This is a genomic window from Streptomyces sp. NPDC041968 (genome assembly GCF_055589025.1).
Genome location: NZ_JBVJCB010000004.1, coordinates 161,436 through 178,838, shown reverse-complemented (window position 1 = coordinate 178,838; position 17,403 = coordinate 161,436). Strand labels below are relative to the sequence as shown.

Annotated in this window: 15 protein-coding genes; 7 read left to right on the top strand and 8 right to left on the bottom strand. The window is 72.4% G+C overall.

All coding sequences use genetic code 11. The features are described 5' to 3' along the window. The 5 genes from ACZ6EG_RS11770 to ACZ6EG_RS11750 all read left to right on the top strand — a co-directional run bounded on the left by ACZ6EG_RS11770 (position 1) and on the right by ACZ6EG_RS11750 (position 5,155). Positions 1-1,341 carry a sulfate adenylyltransferase subunit 1 gene (locus ACZ6EG_RS11770; protein ID WP_469603800.1) on the top strand — a complete coding sequence of 447 codons (1,341 nt, stop codon included), beginning with the start codon at positions 1-3 and terminating at the stop codon, positions 1,339-1,341. Positions 1,342-1,580: 239 nt separating this feature from the next. Further along, the gene (locus ACZ6EG_RS11765) at positions 1,581-2,684 is read left to right on the top strand and encodes an aliphatic sulfonate ABC transporter substrate-binding protein (protein ID WP_469603797.1); all 1,104 of its coding nucleotides are present in this window, start codon (positions 1,581-1,583) and stop codon (positions 2,682-2,684) included. Between the two features lie 33 nt (positions 2,685-2,717). After that, positions 2,718-3,512 (top strand): ABC transporter ATP-binding protein, encoded by a 795-nt coding sequence (locus ACZ6EG_RS11760; RefSeq protein WP_391968600.1) that lies wholly within the window; start codon positions 2,718-2,720, stop codon positions 3,510-3,512. Further along, a complete protein-coding gene (locus ACZ6EG_RS11755; protein WP_391968601.1) occupies positions 3,499-4,410 on the top strand; it encodes an ABC transporter permease in 912 nt (303 codons plus the stop codon). Before ACZ6EG_RS11760 ends, ACZ6EG_RS11755 begins: the two co-directional genes overlap by 14 nt. Before the next feature lie 7 nt (positions 4,411-4,417). Continuing rightward, positions 4,418-5,155 carry a sirohydrochlorin chelatase gene (locus ACZ6EG_RS11750; RefSeq protein WP_391968602.1) on the top strand — a complete coding sequence of 246 codons (738 nt, stop codon included), beginning with the start codon at positions 4,418-4,420 and terminating at the stop codon, positions 5,153-5,155. A 36-nt stretch (positions 5,156-5,191) separates the two neighbouring features. Here the strand turns inward: ACZ6EG_RS11750 and ACZ6EG_RS11745 are convergent, their stop codons facing one another. Continuing rightward, the gene (locus ACZ6EG_RS11745) at positions 5,192-5,740 is read right to left on the bottom strand and encodes a DUF1697 domain-containing protein (RefSeq protein ID WP_469603792.1); all 549 of its coding nucleotides are present in this window, start codon (positions 5,738-5,740) and stop codon (positions 5,192-5,194) included. Positions 5,741-6,112: 372 nt separating this feature from the next. On the opposite strand from ACZ6EG_RS11745, the gene ACZ6EG_RS11740 reads away from it, so the two are divergent. After that, the gene (locus ACZ6EG_RS11740) at positions 6,113-8,377 is read left to right on the top strand and encodes an MMPL family transporter (RefSeq protein ID WP_469603789.1); all 2,265 of its coding nucleotides are present in this window, start codon (positions 6,113-6,115) and stop codon (positions 8,375-8,377) included. A gap of 83 nt (positions 8,378-8,460) precedes the next feature. On the opposite strand, the gene mgt is transcribed toward ACZ6EG_RS11740, so the two are convergent. The 5 genes from mgt to ACZ6EG_RS11715 all read right to left on the bottom strand — a co-directional run bounded on the left by mgt (position 8,461) and on the right by ACZ6EG_RS11715 (position 13,874). Then, positions 8,461-9,714 carry a macrolide-inactivating glycosyltransferase gene (gene mgt / locus ACZ6EG_RS11735; protein WP_469603786.1) on the bottom strand — a complete coding sequence of 418 codons (1,254 nt, stop codon included), beginning with the start codon at positions 9,712-9,714 and terminating at the stop codon, positions 8,461-8,463. Continuing rightward, the gene (gene erm(O) / locus ACZ6EG_RS11730; RefSeq protein WP_391968606.1) at positions 9,711-10,490 is read right to left on the bottom strand and encodes a 23S rRNA (adenine(2058)-N(6))-methyltransferase Erm(O); all 780 of its coding nucleotides are present in this window, start codon (positions 10,488-10,490) and stop codon (positions 9,711-9,713) included. Before erm(O) ends, mgt begins: the two co-directional genes overlap by 4 nt. Before the next feature lie 335 nt (positions 10,491-10,825). After that, complete coding sequence (locus ACZ6EG_RS11725) at positions 10,826-12,106, bottom strand: ABC transporter substrate-binding protein (protein WP_469603783.1); 1,281 nt, start codon at positions 12,104-12,106, stop codon at positions 10,826-10,828. Next, positions 12,106-12,939, bottom strand: a complete 834-nt coding sequence (locus ACZ6EG_RS11720) for a carbohydrate ABC transporter permease (RefSeq protein ID WP_391968608.1) — start codon at positions 12,937-12,939, stop codon at positions 12,106-12,108. Before ACZ6EG_RS11720 ends, ACZ6EG_RS11725 begins: the two co-directional genes overlap by 1 nt. Further along, a complete protein-coding gene (locus ACZ6EG_RS11715; protein WP_391968609.1) occupies positions 12,936-13,874 on the bottom strand; it encodes a carbohydrate ABC transporter permease in 939 nt (312 codons plus the stop codon). The genes ACZ6EG_RS11720 and ACZ6EG_RS11715 overlap by 4 nt, the downstream gene beginning before the upstream one ends. Before the next feature lie 239 nt (positions 13,875-14,113). Between ACZ6EG_RS11715 and ACZ6EG_RS11710 the strand changes: the two genes are divergently transcribed. Continuing rightward, positions 14,114-14,977 (top strand): phosphotransferase enzyme family protein, encoded by an 864-nt coding sequence (locus ACZ6EG_RS11710; protein WP_391968610.1) that lies wholly within the window; start codon positions 14,114-14,116, stop codon positions 14,975-14,977. A 25-nt stretch (positions 14,978-15,002) separates the two neighbouring features. Here the strand turns inward: ACZ6EG_RS11710 and ACZ6EG_RS11705 are convergent, their stop codons facing one another. Beyond that, positions 15,003-15,725, bottom strand: coding sequence for a 3'-5' exonuclease (locus ACZ6EG_RS11705; protein ID WP_391968611.1), 723 nt, complete (start codon positions 15,723-15,725; stop codon positions 15,003-15,005). 114 nt (positions 15,726-15,839) lie between these two features. Next, positions 15,840-17,087, bottom strand: coding sequence for an SAV2148 family HEPN domain-containing protein (locus ACZ6EG_RS11700; RefSeq protein WP_356607465.1), 1,248 nt, complete (start codon positions 17,085-17,087; stop codon positions 15,840-15,842). Positions 17,088-17,403 lie beyond the last annotated feature (316 nt).

Here is a 17,403-nt window from a genome sequence, read left to right as displayed (position 1 = left end):
ATGACCAGCACCGCCGAACCCGTCGAGCAGCTGTCCGAGACCACCCTGCTGCGGTTCGCCACCGCCGGGTCCGTCGACGACGGCAAGTCCACCCTGGTGGGTCGTCTGCTGCACGACTCCAAGTCGATCCTCACCGACCAGCTGGAGGCCGTGGAGCGGGCCTCCGCCAGCCGCGGTCAGGAGGCCCCGGACCTCGCGCTGCTCACCGACGGCCTGCGGGCCGAGCGGGAGCAGGGCATCACCATCGACGTGGCCTACCGCTACTTCGCCACCCCGCGCCGCCGGTTCATCCTGGCCGACACCCCGGGGCACGTGCAGTACACCCGGAACATGGTCACCGGCGCCTCCACGGCGGAGCTGACGGTGATCCTGGTCGACGCGCGCAACGGCGTCGTCGAGCAGACCCGCCGGCACGCCGCGATCGCCGCCCTGCTGCGGGTCCCGCACGTCGTCCTCGCCGTCAACAAGATGGATCTGGTCGACTACCGGGAGCCCGTGTTCGCCGCCATCGCCGAGGAGTTCACGGCGTACGCGACCGAGCTGGGCGTCCCGGAGGTCACCGCGATCCCCATCTCGGCGCTCGCGGGCGACAACGTGGTGGAGCCGTCGGCGGTCATGGACTGGTACGGCGGCCCGACGGTGCTGGAGCACCTGGAGACCGTCCCGGTCAGCCACGACCTGGCGCACTGCCACGCCCGGCTGCCCGTGCAGTACGTGATCCGGCCGCAGACCGCCGAGCACCCCGACTACCGCGGCTACGCGGGCCAGATCGCCGCGGGCACCTTCCGCGTCGGCGACCCGGTCACCGTGCTGCCGTCGGGCCGCACCTCGACGGTGTCCGGCATCGACGTGCTCGGCGCCGCGGTCGACACCGCGTGGACGCCGCAGTCGGTGACCTTGCTGCTGGAGGACGACATCGACGTCTCGCGCGGGGACCTGATCGTGCCCAGCAAGGACGCCCCCGCCACCAGCCAGGACGTCGAGGCCACGGTCTGCCACGTCGCCGACGCGCCGCTCACCGTGGGCCACCGCGTGCTCATCAAGCACGGCACCCGCACGGTCAAGGCGATCGTCAAGGACATCCCGGCCCGGCTCACGCTGGACGACCTGTCCCTGCACCCGCACCCCGGTCAGCTCGTCGCCAACGACATCGGCCGGGTGAAGATCCGCACCGCGGAGCCGCTGCCCGCCGACTCCTACGCGGACTCCCGCCGCACCGGGTCGTTCATCCTGATCGACCCGAGTGACGGCACCACGCTCACCGCCGGGATGGTCGGCGAGTCCTTCGCCGCGCCGGAGCCGGTCAAGGACGCGGCGGACGACGACGGGTGGGACTTCTGAGCATGCGTTCCCCGGACTTCTACTCCACGTTCGCCAAGGAGGGCGGCCGCGTCGGCAGCGGCTCCCTCGGCAGCGGGCAGGGCGGGGTCGGGCGATGTGCGCGGTGACGTACGCGCACCGCTCGCGCGCCCACACCCCCCACCCGCACAGCCGAAGACCAGCCGACCTCCCGGCCACGACCTGACACCTCGGACCCACCGACAGGCGTGACCGCCGGGCCAACGAGAGGAAAGCCTCCCGTGCCTGCCACCACCGCTCTGCGCCGCACCCTCGCGGTCATGGCCGCCCTGCCGCTCCTCACCCTCGCCGCCTGCGGATACGGCTCCCAGGCCGAGGACGAGGACACCGCGAAGGTCGCCGCCGGCGCCGAGAAGATCGACGGTCTCGACTCCGTCCGCATCGGCTACTTCGGCAACGTCACCCACGCCACCGCCCTGGTCGGCAACCAGAAGGGCTTCTTCCAGAAGGCGCTGGGCGCCACCGAGGCCAAGTACGCGACCTTCAACGCCGGCCCGTCCGAGATCGAGGCCCTGAACTCCGGGTCCATCGACATCGGCTGGATCGGCCCCTCCCCGTCGATCAACGGGTACACCAAGTCCGGCGGCAAGAACCTGCGGATCATCGGCGGTTCGGCCTCGGGCGGGGTGAAGCTGGTGGTGAACCCCGAGAAGATCAAGTCGGTGAAGGACGTCAAGGGCAAGCGCATCGCCACCCCGCAGCTCGGCAACACGCAGGACGTGGCGTTCCTCAACTGGGTCGCCGAGCAGGGCTGGAAGGTCGACGCGCAGAGCGGCAAGGGCGACGTGACGGTCGTCCGCAGCGACAACAAGGTCACGCCCGACGCCTACAAGGCGGGTTCCCTGGACGGTGCCTGGGTGCCGGAGCCGACCGCGTCCAAGCTGGTCGCCGAGGGCGGCAAGGTGCTGCTGGACGAGTCGACGCTGTGGCCGGACGAGAAGTTCGTGATCACGAACATCATCGTGTCGCAGAAGTTCCTCGAGGAGCACCCGAAGGCCGTCGAGGCCGTGCTGAAGGCCTCGGTCGAGACCAACGAGTGGATCAAGGCCAACCCGGACGAGGCGAAGGCCGCGGCCAACCGGCAGCTGGAGAAGGACACGGGCAAGGCCCTGCCGGCCGAGGTCCTGGACCCGGCGTGGCAGTCGATCGAGGTCACCGACGACCCGTTGGCCGCCACCCTCGACGCCCAGGCCGAGCACGCCGTGAAGGCGGGCCTGCTGGACGAGCCCGACCTTCAGGGCATCTACGACCTCCGGCCGCTCAACAAGGTCCTCGGGGCCGAGGGCAGGCCCGCGGTCGACGACGCCGGTCTCGGCGCCAAGTAGCCGGATCCCGACCATCCCCAGGAGGTGACGACCATGGCCACGACCACGACGCTCGCCAAGGCCGACGAGGGCACCGCGGCGGTCACGCACGCGGCCCGGATCGAGCACGTCTCGAAGTCGTTCCCGGGCCCCGCCGGGCAGCAGCTCGTGCTGGACGACATCACCCTCGATGTCGCGCCCGGCGAGTTCGTCACCCTCCTGGGGGCATCCGGGTGCGGCAAGTCCACGCTGCTGAACCTGGTGGCGGGGCTGGACCGGCCGAGCGCCGGCGCGATCTCCACGGACGGGCGGCCGGCCCTGATGTTCCAGGAGCACGCCCTGTTCCCGTGGCTGACCGCGGGCAAGAACATCGAACTCGCCCTGAAGCTGCGGGGCGTGCCCAAGGCCGAACGCCGGGAGAAGGCGGAGGAGCTGCTCGAACTCGTCCGGCTGAAGGGCGCCCACGGCAAGCGGGTGCACGAGCTGTCGGGCGGTATGCGCCAGCGGGTCGCGCTGGCCCGGGCACTCGCCCAGGAGAGCAAGCTGCTGCTGATGGACGAGCCGTTCGCGGCGCTGGACGCCATCACCCGGGACGTGCTGCACGACGAGCTGACCCGGATCTGGCGCGAGACCCGGCTGTCCGTCCTGTTCGTCACGCACAACGTGCGCGAGGCCGTCCGGCTCGCCGAGCGCGTGGTGCTGCTCTCCTCCCGCCCCGGGCGCATCGCCCGCGAGTGGACGGTCGGCATTCCGCACCCGCGCCGCATCGAGGACACCGAGGTGGCGGAGCTGTCCGTCGAGATCACCGAAGAACTGCGTGGGGAGATCCGCCGCCATGGCCAGCACTGACACGACCCGCCCGGCGAAGGACACGGGGGCCGGGGACGGCGGCGACCTCGCCGGTCTGGAGGCCGGCCTGGACGCACTGGAGACGGTGCAGCAGCGCCGCAAGCCCTTCCGGCAGACCTTCGTGGAGAAGATCCTGCCGCCCGCCCTCGCCGTCCTGCTGGTGCTGGCGGTGTGGCAGGGACTCGTCTCCTTCGAGGTGGTCGACGACCCGACCAAGCTGCCCGCCCCGTCCGCGGTGTGGGACGTGGTCCGCCAGGCGTGGCTGGAGGGCGAGCTGCTCGGTTACATCTGGACCAGCGTCTCGCGCGGTCTGTTCGGCTTCTGCCTCGCGCTGCTGATCGGCACCCCGCTGGGGCTGCTGGTGGCGCGGGTGAAGTTCGTGCGCGCGGCGATCGGCCCGATCCTGTCCGGGCTCCAGTCGCTGCCCTCGGTGGCCTGGGTGCCGCCGGCCGTGATCTGGCTGGGCCTGAACGACAAGATGATGTACGCGGTGATCCTGCTCGGCGCGGTGCCGTCCATCGCCAACGGCCTGGTGTCGGGCGTGGACCAGGTGTCCCCGCTCTTCCTGCGCGCCGGCCGCACGCTGGGCGCGACGGGGCTGAAGGGCACCTGGCACGTCGTCCTCCCGGCCGCGCTGCCGGGTTACGTCGCCGGTCTGAAGCAGGGCTGGGCGTTCTCCTGGCGGTCCCTGATGGCCGCCGAGATCATCGCCTCCTTCCCCGACCTCGGGGTGGGCCTCGGCCAGTTGCTGGAGAACGGTCGCAACGCCAGCGACATGGCCATGGTCTTCGAGGCCATCCTGCTGATCCTGACCGTGGGCATCGCCATCGACCTGCTGATCTTCAGCCCGCTGGAGCGGTGGGTGCTGCGCAGCCGCGGCCTGCTGGTGAAGGGCTGACGACGTCGTGTCCGCTCCGGTCCTCCTGGTCATCGCCCACGGCAGCCGCGACCCGCGGCACGCCGCGACCGTGCACGCCCTGGTCCGCCGGGTCAGGGCGCTGAGGCCGGACGTCCGGGTGGAGACCGGCTTCCTGGACTTCAACGTGCCCTCGGTGCAGGGCGTGCTGGAGTCCCTGGAGACGGAGGGCGTGCGGGACGTGGTGGCGCTGCCGCTGCTGCTGACCCGCGCCTTCCACGCCAAGGCGGACATCCCGGCGGTCCTCGCGGACGCGCCGCCGCGCCTGCGGATCCGGCAGGCGGACGTACTCGGCCCCTCCCCCCTGCTGCTGTCGGCGCTGGAACGGCGCCTGTACGAGGCGGGCCTGACGCCCGCCGACAAGTCCTCGACCGGGGTCGTGCTGGCCTCGGCGGGGTCCTCCGACCCGGAGGCGATCGCAGTGATCGCAGAAATCGCGCGGGAGTGGCGGCACACCGGTTGGTGCGCCGTGCGGCCTGCGTTCGCCTCCGCATCCCTCCCCCGCACCGAGGACGCGGTACGGGAACTGCGGGAGCTGGGCTGCCCGCGCGTCGCCGTCGCCCCCTACGTCCTGGCCCCCGGGTTCCTGCCGGACCGCATCGCGCGGGGTGCGGCCGGGGCCGACGTACTGGCCGACGTCCTCGGTCCCGCGCCGGAGGTGGCGCGGGTGCTGCTGCGCCGGTACGACCAGGCGCGGGCACCGGTGCTGACGGCGGTGGGCGCCTGACCTCGCGCCCGTATGCGTGCGGGGCCCGTCGGTGCGCTAGGCGGAGGTCATCTCCACCAGCTTGACGACGGTGTTCCAGTTGCGGGTGGTGGCGGTCAGGCCCTTGGTCACGCGGGGCCTGGCGAGGGCCTCGGCGAGCTTGGAGCGGCCCAGGCCGTCGGGTGCGTAGAGGTAGAGGGCGCGGTCGGTGAGGCGGAACTCCTCGGGGAGGAAGCCCGCCCGGTCGATCGCCGCGAAGCGTTCCTCGTCCACCGGCGCGGAGAAGTAGGTGACGTGGAGTTGCTTGGCCTCCAGGTCGGAGGCCGGGAACGGGCAGGCGTCCGCGATGCCCTGCAGATAGGCGTGGTCGCGCACGAGCACGTCCACGGCGAAGCCGAAGCGCTTCTCGATCGCCGACGACAACTCGGCGGCCAGGGACTCCTCGTCGCCGCCGCCGGACGCGAACACGGCCTGCCCGCTCTGGAGATAGGTGCTCACACGGTCGTGGCCGAGATCCGCCAGGAGGGCGCGCAGCTCCGCCATCGGGAGCTTCCTCGCGCCGCCCACGTTGACCCCGCGCAGCAGCGCCGCGTACATCGTCGTCATGCGCACACCATAAGGCGGCCGTCGTGCCCCGTGGGGGTGGGCACGACGGCCGCGTCCGCGCCGGGCGGACGTGCGCGCCACTCTCGCCGATGCGGTGCGCGGGCTTCAACCACTACGCGCGCCTGTGACTTATTCAACAACTCTTCGAAAGACGCAGGGAGGGCGCCGCGCCCCGGTCACCACCCGGACCGGTCCCGATAGATGTAGGGGACCATGTCCTCCTCAGCGGTGAGGAACGTCGGTACAAGGGGATGAGCCGGCGCCGCCGCGGGTCACCGGGGAGCACGACGAGATGGCTTTATCCGGCCCCTACCTTCGAGGAGGAAGGTGACGGCAGGGGGCTGTCACCGCTCACAAGGGGGCAAGCCCGTCATGGGGAGAGAAACACGGGTGCGGGGCATAGCCGCCCGGGCCGGCGGCTGGAGTGCCCGGCACCGATGGGCTGCCGTCGGGATCTGGGTGCTGTTCGTCGTCCTGGCGATGGGGCTCGGCTCGGCGGCCGGGCGGGTCGACGTCAAGGACAGCGACCAGCTGAGCGGTGAGACGCACACCGCCGCGAGGATCATCGAGGACGCCGGGATCGAGGAGCCGGCCGGTGAGACCGTCCTGGTCCAGGCGAAGGACGGCGGGCTCAAGGCCACCGACGCCGAGTTCCGTGCCGCGGTGACCGCGGTGATGGCGGCGGTGGAGGACACCGGCGAGGTCACCGGCGTGTCCTCCCCGTACGACACGAAGACGATCTCGAAGGACGGCCGCAGCGCGCTGGTCCAGTTCGACATGCGCGGCGAGGCGGACACCGCGGGCGAACGGGTCGAGCCGATGCTAAAGGCCGTCGAGGGCGTCCAGGAGGAGCACGGCTCGCTGCGGATCGAGGAGATCGGCGGCGCCAGCATGATGAAGACGTTCGACGACGCGTTCGGCGACGACTTCAAGAAGGCCGAGTACTCCGCGGTGCCGGTGGCCCTCGGCATCCTGCTCGTCGCGTTCGGCGCGCTGGTGGCGGCGCTCGTCCCGGTGGCGCTGGCGATCACCGCGATCGTGGCGACGATGGGGCTGATGGGGCTGGTCAGCCACTTCCAGCCGATGAGCGAGACCGCCAACTCGGTGATGCTGCTGGTCGGCCTGGCCGTCGGCGTCGACTACTGCCTGTTCTACCTGCGCCGCGAACGCGAGGAGCGCGCCGCCGGGCGGGACGCGCAGACGGCCCTGCGCATCGCCGCCGCCACCAGTGGCCGGGCGATCGTCGTCTCCGGTGTCACGGTGTGCGTGGCGATGGCGGGCATGCTCTTCACGGGCATCGCCGAGTTCGAGGCGATGGGTCTGGCCTCGCTGATGGTCGTCGCGGTCGCGATGGTCGGTTCGGTGACGGTGCTGCCCGCGCTGCTGTCGCTGCTGGGTGAGCGGGTCGAGAAGGGCCGCATCCCCTTCCTGCGCCGGCGCGGGAGGAACGGCGCCGGCGAGGGCAGCCGGTTCTGGACGGCCGTGCTGGACCGGGTGCTCGCCAAGCCGGTGCTCGCCGCCGCCGTGGCGACCGGCGCCCTGCTGGCCGTCGCCGCGCCCGCGCTCGGCATGAAGACGCAGAACCTGACGCTGGACCAGGAGTTCGGCGACTCGCTGCCGATCGTCCAGACGTACAACCGCGTCAACGAGGCCTTCCCCGGCGGTTCCGACCCGGCCGAGGTGGTCGTGAAGGCCGACGACATCAACGCGCCCGAGGTCAGGGACGCGCTCGCCGAGTTCCGTGAGCGGGCGGTCGGTTCCGGGGCCTCGCGCGGCCCGGTCGACGTCGTGATGCACGACGAGCGGAACGTCGCCCTGGTGTACGTCCCGCTGGTCGGGGGCTCGGACCTGGACAAGGCGGGCGAGAGCCTGGACCGGCTGCGCGACGAGGTACGGCCGGCGACGCTCGGCGAGGTCGACGGCGTCGAGGCCCCCATCACCGGGCAGGTCGCCGGGTCGAAGGACTTCAACGACCAGCTCGTCGGCTCGGTCCTCCCCGTCTTCGTGTTCGTGGTGATCTTCGCCTTCGCGCTGATGCTGCTGTCGTTCCGCTCGCTGACGATCGCGCTGACCTCGATCGTGCTCAACCTGCTGTCGGTGGGCGCGGCCTACGGCATCCTGGTCGCCGTCTTCCAGCACGGCTGGGGCGCCTCGCTGGTGGGCGCGGAGGGGGTCGGCGCCATCATCTCCTGGCTGCCGCTGTTCCTCTTCGTGATCCTGTTCGGTCTGTCGATGGACTACCACGTGTTCGTGGTCTCGCGGATCCGCGAGGCGCGGCTGCGCGGCCGGACCACCGGGGACGCGATCCGGCACGGGGTGGTCACCACGGCCGGCGTCGTCACCAGCGCCGCGGTCATCATGGTCGCCGTCTTCGCCATCTTCGGCACGCTGTCCATGCAGTCCATGAAGCAGATGGGCGTGGGCCTGGCGGCGGCGGTGCTGATCGACGCGACGGTCATCCGGGGCGTCCTGCTGCCGGCCGTGATGGCCCTGCTGGGCGAGCGCAACTGGTACCTGCCGAAGTGGCTGCACCGGCTGCCCGACCTCACCCACGACGAGACGCCCGAGGCGGTCGTGCCCGCGGCCCGGGACGACGAGGGCGAGCGCGGGGAGCGGGGCGAGCGGATCGGGGTCTGAGCGTCCCCGGCACCGAAAGCGAACGGAGGGCCCGCCGGTTCCGTGGAACCGGCGGGCCCTCGGCGTCCCCTCCCCCGGCCCGGTCAGGTCCTCGCCGCCGCCAGCTCCGCCTCGATGAGGTCGGCGGCCCGCCGGGTGCCGCCCTCCCTGGCCATCTCGGCCTGGATCTCCTTCAGCCGCCGGGCCACCTCCGGGTCCCCGACCAGGGCGAGGGCCGCGGTGCGCAGCGCCTCGGCGGTGGCCTCCTCGGTGGGCAGGTGGCGGCCGACGCCGAGCCCCTGGAGCATGTCCGCGTTGCCGAACTGGTCCACGGCCTGCGGCACCGCGATTATCGGCGTGGCCGTGGCGAGACCTTCCTGGCTGCCGCCCGCGCCCGCGTGCGTGACGAACAGGTCGGCCTGCTTGAGGATCGCCAGCTGCGGCACCCAGGAACGGACCTCCACGTTGCCCGGTACGTCGCCCAGCTCGGCGGCGTCGACGTGCCGGCCGATCTGGAGCACCACGTGCCAGCCGGGCAGTTCGCCGAACGCCTCGACGCACGCCCGGTAGAACGCCGGCCGTTTGGTGAAGGAGGACCCGAGCGAGACGAGGACGACCTTCTCCGCGCCCTCGGGACGCCGCCAGTCGCCCTCGGCGGCGCGGTCGCCCTGGCAGGCGCCGACGAAGGTGTGCGTCTTCTCGTCGACCCGGTCGGCGTGCGGCTGGAGCACCTTCGGGATGAGCACCAGCGACCGGCCGGGACGGCCGACGAAGGGGTCGGGGTCCTCGGTGATCCCGTTCTCCTTCAGCCAGCCGCGGAAGCGGGCGTCGTACGCCCGGCCGCGCTCCGTCTTCAGCGGCTCCTCCCACGTCGGCCGGCCGACCTCCTCCTCGTACCCCTCCCAGGCGACCAGGTTCGGCGAGAGCGAGACGGCGGGGACTCCCCAGCGGTGGGCGAGGACGCGGGCCGGGTACGAGGTGATGTCGTGCAGGACCAGGTCCGGCTCGTCGCCCTCGTACGCCTCGACCAGCTGCGGGAGTGCCTGGATGGCGTCGTCGAGGAACGGCTCGACGTTGTCCAGCAGTGTGGTCCCCCAGGCGTCCGGGTCGGCGTCGGGGCCGGGCAGCGTGCTCTTCCACAGCTTGGGTTCGGCGCCCGTCTCGGCGACCTTCTCGGCGAAGAGCGGCGGGATCGCGTAGGTCACCCGGTGCCCGCGCGCGACGAGTTCCCGGATCACTTCCAGGCTCGGATTCACGTGGCCGTGCGCGGCGATGGAAAACATGGCGATATGAGCGGGATCGTGCATGCGCGGAGCGTAGTCAAGACGATACGTCTCGTGCAAATCGCTTCTTCTCACGCCGCCAGCTCCTCGTGCAGCCGCAGCCACCGCGCCGGTGCCACCTCGCCGACGAGCACCCCGGGGTCCAGCCTGGCCGCCCGGAACGCCGCGTCGACCCGGCGCCGGGGGTGCGCCCGGCGCAGGGACGCGTGCAGCGAGCCGCCGACTCCCGAGAAGCCCAGCTCGACCAGATCCCACCAGCCGGGCAGGGCGGCGCCGGGGAGCAGGGGGGTGGAACGGCGTTCGATCCGCAGGACGCCGGCGTCGACGCGGGGCGCCGGGCGGAATCCGTGGCGGCTGACGCGTCCCATCAGGCGCCACTCGTGGCGGGGCCAGGTGCGGACCGTCAGGAGGGTCCAACGGCCGTAGTCCCCGGTGCGCTTGCGCGCGTACTCCAGCTGGGTGATCAGGGTGGCGTCGGTGAGGGTGGGTGCGCCGAGGCACCAGTCGACGATGTCCGCCGTGCGGGAGAAGGGCACGTTCCCGGCGACGGAGAAGGGCGTCCGGGGGGCCCGCGCGGCTAGGAAGTCGCCTTCGACGACGCGGACATGGGGGGTGGTGGCGAAGCGGGTGCGCAACCCGGGGACGAGCCGGGAGTCGATCTCGTAGGCGTGCAGCTCCCGGCTGCGGCGGGCGAGCGGCTCGGTGAGGGCGCCCTTGCCGGCGCCCACTTCGAGGACGAGCGGCGGGTGCCGGGGGTCGGGGGCGGTCAGCCGGGCGACGTGTGAGGCGGCGGCGCGATCGGCGAGGAAGTTCTGCGAGAGCGTGCGGGCACGCTGGGTGGGGCGGGCCATGGCCTGCGGTCCTTGTCTTCCGTGCAGGGAAAAAGGGCATGCGAAGGCCCTGACCGGAAGACGAGGGGGAAAGGAGATGCGGAGGCTCAGCCCGCCGCGCTGCGTCAGCGGCGGGGGGTCCCCGGGCCGGTCAGGGCTCCGGGACGGCGACGCATCCTGACGGAGTGCGTGCAGCCCCGGCCGGGACCGGAGTTGTAGATCGCGTTGAAGGCTCCCACGGGGCCGACCCTAGGCGGTGCCTCAGCGGCCGGGCAACGGATTATCCGCGTCACGGGCCGCCGAAGGCCGATATCCGACGACCGGTGACCGACGGCCGACGGTCGGGCACGGGACGGTCAGCGTTGGTAGCGGGCGAGGACGAGGTTGCCGTCGTCCTCCAGCCTCCCGCGCAGCTCGCCGAGGCCGATCGCCCCGCTGTAGTACTCCTGGAGCGCCGGGGTCGCCACCTTGTCCTTCCACTCGGGGTAGCCCCGGACGGACTGGGCGGGCGCCGGGCGCAGGTGGGCGGCGAGGGCGGTGCCGGTGGCCCAGCCGTGCTCGGACGTGTGCAGGGCGGGGTCCTTCAGGGCCTCGGTGCCGGTGGGCAGCATCCAGTCGCCGAGGGCGAGGCGCACCATGTTGTCCGGCGTGAGGAGGAAGTCGACGAACGCGGCGGCCTCCTCCTTGTGCGGGCTGTCCTCGGCGATCGACAGCGTCTGCGGACTGACGCCCTGGTCGAGCCCTTCGGCGCCGGCCGGCGCGGGCAGCACCTGCCAGTCGAAGCCGTCGGGTGCCTGCTGCGCGATCTGCTGGCGGTAGGCGAAGCCGAGCGGCACCATCGCGTACTTGCCCGCGAAGAAGCCGGGCAGGGTGTCGGAGCCGCCGCTGCCCAGGGTGGTGGCGGAGGCGCTGTGGTCGGTGTTGACCTGGTCGCGGACGGTGCGGGGCACGACCTGGTCGGCCTCCTCGAACCGGACGGTGACCTTGCCGTCGGCGCCGCGGTGGAAGAGCTGTCCGCCGGTGGACAGCGACAGGTTGAGCGTGGCCGACACCGGCTCCTTGAGCGGCCAGGCCACGCCGTACCGCCCGTCGCCGCTCAGCTGCTTCGTCACCCGCCGGAACTCCGGCCAGGTCCAGGGGCGTTCGGGTGTCGGTATCCGCACGCCCGACTCCCGCAGCAGGTCGGCGTTGGCGATCAGGACGCGCGGTTCCTGGAGGAAGGGCACGCCGTAGACGCCGTCGCCGAAGGTGACCGTCTCCCACGTCCGCCGCGGGATGTCCGCCTCCAGCCGCTCGGGCAGCAGGTCCGAGAGGTCGGCGAGGTAGCCGCCGTAGGCGAAGTCCGCGAGGTCGTCGGAGGCGTCGTGGATGACGTCGGGCGCCTCGCCGCCCTCGAAGGCGGTGAGGAGCTGGTCGTGGACGCTGTCCCAGCTGCCCTGGACGTACTCGACCCGCACGCCCGGGTGCGTGGCGTTCCACTCGCGCACCAGCTCCTTGGTGGCCGCCACGGACTCCTCCTGCCAGGCGAGCGACTGGAAGCGCAGCGTGACGCGGCCGTCCGCGGAGTCGTCGCCGTCCGTGCAGCCGGCGAGCAGCAGGGCGAGGGAGAGCAGCAGGGTCGCGGTCCTCGTGCGCATCAGCTCTTCACCGCCCCGGCCAGCATGCCGCCGGTGATCCGTCGCTGGATGAGGGCGAAGACCAGCAGGGAGGGCAGCGTCGCGAGGAAGGCCGCCGCCGCGAGCGGGCCCAGGTCGGCGACGCCCTCGGCGCCGATGAAGTGGGTGAGGATCACCGGCAGGGTCTGTTTCTCCGGAGTCTTCAGCAGCACCAGCGCGAAGAAGAACTCGTTCCACGCGGTGATGAACGCGAACAGCGCCGTGGCCACGATGCCCGGCGCGAGCAGCGGCGCGGTGACCGAGACGAGCGTGCGCAGCCGCCCGGCGCCGTCCACCGCCGCCGCCTCCTCCAGTTCGGGCGGCACGGCCCGGACGTACCCGGTGAGCATCCACAAGGCGAACGGCAGCGACCACACGACGTACACCATCACCAGTCCCGGCACGGAGTTGATCAACTGCAGGTTCTTCAGCACCAGGAAGAGCGGGATGATCACCAGGACGAAGGGGAAGGCCTGGCTGACCACCACCCATCCCGTCGCCGCACTGGTGAGCCGGGAGCGGTGGCGGGCCATGACGTACGCCAGCGGGGTGGCGATCACCACGGCGATCAGCGCGGCGCCGAGCGCGGCCACCAGGGAGTTGAGGGCGGCGCGCAGCAACGGCTGCTCGTCGAAGGCCTGCCGGAAGTTGTCGAGGGTGGGGTCCTTCGGAATCCACGTGGGGTGGAGACCGGCCAGCTCCTGCGGCGGTTTGAACGCGGTGGAGATCAGCCAGAGGAACGGGAAGACCAGGAAGACGAGGTAGGCGAGCAGCGCGGCGTACTGCCCGGCGCGGGCACCGGTCGAGGTCCTCATGCGACGCCGCCTTCCTTGAGTCCGCCCCTGAGCCGGCCGGCGAGGAAGACCGCCAGCAGCACCGAGACGACGGCCACCATGACGCAGCCCATCGCCGCCGCGTAGCCGAACTGCCCGTACCGGAAGGCTTCCTCGTAGGCGAACAGCATGGGCAGCCGGGTCCGGCCGCCCGGGCCTCCGCTGGTCAGCACGTAGACCAGGGCGAAGGCGTTGAAGTTCCAGATGAGGTTGAGCGCGGTGATGGCGAGCGCGACGGGTCTGAGGGCGGGCCAGGTGACCGTGCGGAAGCGGCGCCAGGCTCCGGCGCCGTCGACCGCGGCGGCCTCGTGCAGCTCGCGCGGGGTGTTCTGCAACCCGGCGAGCAGGGCGACCGTCGTCTGGGGCATGCCGGCCCAGACGCCGACGACGATGACGGCGGGCAGGGCGGTGGCGAGGCCGCTGAGCCAGTCGCGGCCGTCGCCGAGGCCGAGGTCGCGCAGCGTCTCGTTGAGGATGCCCGCGTCCGGGTTGTAGACCAGCCGCCACATGATGCCGACGACGACCTCGGGCATCGCCCAGGGAACGATCGCGAGGGCCCGGGCCAGCCAGCGCAGCCGCAGGTTCTGGTTGAGCAGCAGGGCGAGGCCGAGGGCGAGCAGGAACTGCGGCACCGTCACCCCCACGGCCCACACGAGCCCGATGCGGAACGACTCCCAGAACAGGGTGTCGTGCATCAGGTCCTGGAAGTTCAGGGTGCCGATCCACCGGGTGGGCTCCGTACGTCCCGACTGCGCGTCGGTGAAGGCCAGCAGGACGCCGTAGAGCAGCGGCCCGACGCTGAGCACCAGGATGGGGATCAGCGCGGGCAGCACCAGGAACCAGGCGCCGTGGTCGGGACCGGGCCGGGGCCGCTTCGCGCCGGACGCGCGGCGCGCCGGGCCTATCGGATCGGTCACCGGTGTCACATGATCAGCCCCTTCGCGCGGCCAGGACGGGCCTGGCCATGGTCGTGAAGGCGCCGGGCCCCGTCAAGGGCCCGGACATACCCTCCCACCAGTGCGAATGCGACACTGGCCGACGGATGGCGGGATTGCGGCGGACCGGACGGACCCCGCGGGCCGGACGGACCCGGCGGATCCGGCCGGCCCGGCGGACCCGGCCGACGACACGGACAGGGACACGGAGGCGCGGGACGATGGACGAGGCACGGGCTCGGGAGGTGCTGGCCGCGGCGGGAGTGCTCTCCGGCCCGGTGAGGGAGGCGCGGCTGCTCGCCCTGGGCGAGAACGCGGTGTTCGTCGCCGGCGACCTGGCGGTCAAGGTGGGTCGCGACGCCGAGCTGCTCGACCGGGCACGCCGGGAACTGGCCGTGGCGGTGTGGCTGGAGGAGGCCGGTGTGCCGGCGGTGCGGGCGGCCGACCCCACGGCGCTCTTCGTCGACGGGCACCCGGTGACGCTGTGGCGACGGCTGCCGGACCCGGTGCGGCCCACCGAGCCGCGGGACGTGGCCGCCCTGCTCCGGCTGGTCCACGCGCTGCCCTCCCCCTCCTTCGACCTGCCGCCCCGCGAACTGCTGGGTGGCGTGGAACGCTGGCTGCGGCTGGCGGGTGACGTGATCGACCCGGCGGACGCCGCGTTCCTGCGCGAGCGGCGCGACGGCTTCGCGACGGCCGCCGCCGCGCTCACCCCCCATCTGCCGCGGGGCCCGATCCACGGGGACGCCCTGCCCCGCAACGTGCACGTCGGCCCCGACGGTCCGGTCCTGGTCGACCTGGAGACCTTCTCCGCCGACCTGCGCGAGCACGATCTGGTGGTGATGGCCCTCAGCCGGGACCGCTACGGGCTGCCCGCGGAGGCGTACGACGGCTTCACCGGGACCTACGGCTGGGACGTGCGCGAGTGGGAGGGCTGCGCGGTGCTGCGCGGCGCCCGGGAGACGGCCAGCTGCGCGTGGGTCGCCCAGCACGCGCCGGGCAACCCCAAGGCCCTGGCCGAGTTCCGACGCCGGGTGGCGTCGCTGCGGGACGGCGATCCGGCGGTGCGCTGGTACCCCTTCTGACTCCCCCTCGCCCGCCGGGGCCGGGTCAGACCCGCTCGTCGGCCGGTTCGCGCACCGGCCATCTGCCGTCGACGACGGCCGTGGCGTCGCCCTTGCGGCGCAGGAAGCTCTGGAAGTCCGCCGCCCACTCGGCATACCACTCGATCTGACGGTGGTGCAGGTCGGCCGGGCCGAGGGACGCGACCTTGGGGTGCCGGTCGGCTATCGCGCAGGCCAGGCGGGCCGCGGCGAGGGCGTCGGCCGTGGCGTCGTGGGCGGCGTCGAGCGGGACGCCGTACTCCTGGCAGACCGCTTCCAGGTTGCGTTTGCCGCGGCGGTACCGGTCGACGGAGCGGTCGATGGTGTACGGGTCGATGACGGGGGCCGGGTCCAGGCCGCCCAGGCGCTCGCGCAGGGACGGCAGTCCGTGGCGCCGCAGCTCGGCGGAGAGCAGGGTGAGGTCGAAGGCCGCGTTGTAGGCGACGACCGGGACCCCCGTCCTCCAGTGGTCGGCGAGCACACCGGCGATAGCGTCGGCGACCTGGTCGGCGGGGCGGCCCTCGGTGGCCGCCCGCTCGTTGCTGATGCCGTGCACCGCCACCGCGTCCGCCGGGATCTCCACACCGGGGTCGGCCAGCCACTCCCGACGTCCGCGCGGCTCCCCGCCCACGACCTCGATCACGGCCCCCGTGACGATGCGCGCCTCGCGCGGGTCGGTGCCCGTTGTCTCCAGGTCGAAGCCGATCAGCAGCTGTCGGTGCCAGCCCATGGGCGGTCCCCCTTCTTGGTGGTGCGTCCCCCAGTGGTCCCCACCTTCCCACGGGCCACTGACAATCAGAGGATCGCATTCCGCTTGCGCCCGCGCCCGGCCCGGCGCCGACGTTCACGAGACGGGCCGCGAATCCGCCCACATCAGCTCGAACTCCTCGCGATAGGTGGGGAAAAGTCCGCTTTCGTCGAGCTGATCCGACTTCACGACCTTGCCGCCGTTGCGCCCGTTGCGCAGCACCAGCACCGGCGCCTCCATCCCCCGCGTCCGGCGCAGATAGGACTGGACGACGGCGATCCCGTCGACGCCGTCCCCGTCGACCAGGTAGGCGGTGAAGCGGGGCGTCTCGTCGAAGACCTGGATCTCGAACGCACCCGGGTCCCGCAGCCGGGCGCGCACCCGGCGCATGTGCAGGATGTTCATCTCCACGGCGCGGCTCAGCTCGCCCCGCTTGATGCCGAGTTCGCGCTCGCGGCGCTTGATCGCGCTCGACGCCGGGTTCAGGAAGAGCAGCCGCACCCGGCCGCCGGACTCGGCCAGCCGCAGCAGGCGCCGGCCGGAGAAGTTCTGCACGAGCAGGTTGAGGCCGATACCGAGGGCGTCCACCCGGCGCGCGTTGCCGAAGAGGTCCTCGGCGGGGAACTGGCGCAGCAGCCGGACCCGGTCCGAGTGGACCGCGACCACGTCGGCGTACCGGTCGCCGACCAGGTCCTCCACCGCGTCGACCGGCAGCCGCCGTGCGGACGGCACGTCGCTGCCCGCGCCGAGCACCTCCAGGAGCCGCGCCGACGCCCGCTCGGCCTGGTTCAGGACGGCCTCGGACAGCGCCCGGTTGCGGGAGACGACGTTGCGGGTGACCTCCAGCTCGTCCAGGGCGAGTTCCACGTCCCGGCGTTCGTCGACGTAGGGCTCGAAGCAGGGCCAGTGCTGCACCATCAGCTCGCGCAGCTGCGGCAGGGTGAGGAAGCTGAGGACGTTGTCGTCCGCCGGGTCGAGCAGGTAGCCCTTGCGACGGCTGACCTCGCGGACGGCGACGGCGCGCTGCACCCACTCCTGGCCCGCCGGCCCGGCCGCGGCGACCACCCAGTCGTCGCCGTGGACGGGCTCGTAGACCGGCCTGAGTACGGCGGCCACGACCGCGCGCAGCCGCTGTTCGACGAGGTTGAGCCAGATGTAGGCCCGGCCCGCCCGCTGCGCGCGGGTGCGCACCTCGTGCCAGGAGTCGGCGTCCCAGTCCAGCTCCGGGCCGATCGCGCCCGCGCTCATCGGCCGTGCCAGGGACACCGCACCGGGCGGGACGTCCGTGGAGGTCCCCTGGTGACCGTCGTCACCAGGAGGCAGCTCCAGCCCTCCCGAGCCCACCCGCGCACCGCCTTCCGCTCCCCCGGAGCACCTTCGGGGAGACCCCGTCCCAACGATCAAGGAAGGGTACTCCGCGAGCGGTCCGCGGTGCAGCCCGATGGACGGGCCGGTTTCCCCAACCTCCGTGATCCACACGCGCGTTCCGGTCACCGGGACACCGTGGAGTGAGCGGATTCATAGCGGTGACGTCGCACGGTACGGGGAAGAATCCCTGGCGCCCTCCCCGGGGCGTGGATCGAGCACATCGCCGACGGGTGGGTAGGAGGACGTACGTGCTAGGTGGTCGCCTCACTTTCGGGGAGACTCGGAGCCATGG

Excerpts from the sequence above, each read along its gene's own strand:
- ACZ6EG_RS11770 (WP_469603800.1), top strand. The coding sequence starts at position 1 with ATGACCAGCACCGCCGAACCCGTCGAGCAGCTGTCCGAGACCACCCTG.
- ACZ6EG_RS11760 (WP_391968600.1), top strand. The coding sequence starts at position 2,718 with ATGGCCACGACCACGACGCTCGCCAAGGCCGACGAGGGCACCGCGGCG.
- ACZ6EG_RS11755 (WP_391968601.1), top strand. The coding sequence starts at position 3,499 with ATGGCCAGCACTGACACGACCCGCCCGGCGAAGGACACGGGGGCCGGG.
- ACZ6EG_RS11745 (WP_469603792.1), bottom strand. The coding sequence starts at position 5,740 with ATGACGACGATGTACGCGGCGCTGCTGCGCGGGGTCAACGTGGGCGGC.
- ACZ6EG_RS11740 (WP_469603789.1), top strand. The coding sequence starts at position 6,113 with ATGGGGAGAGAAACACGGGTGCGGGGCATAGCCGCCCGGGCCGGCGGC.
- ACZ6EG_RS11725 (WP_469603783.1), bottom strand. The coding sequence starts at position 12,106 with ATGCGCACGAGGACCGCGACCCTGCTGCTCTCCCTCGCCCTGCTGCTC.
- ACZ6EG_RS11720 (WP_391968608.1), bottom strand. The coding sequence starts at position 12,939 with ATGAGGACCTCGACCGGTGCCCGCGCCGGGCAGTACGCCGCGCTGCTC.
- ACZ6EG_RS11710 (WP_391968610.1), top strand. The coding sequence starts at position 14,114 with ATGGACGAGGCACGGGCTCGGGAGGTGCTGGCCGCGGCGGGAGTGCTC.
- ACZ6EG_RS11705 (WP_391968611.1), bottom strand. The coding sequence starts at position 15,725 with ATGGGCTGGCACCGACAGCTGCTGATCGGCTTCGACCTGGAGACAACG.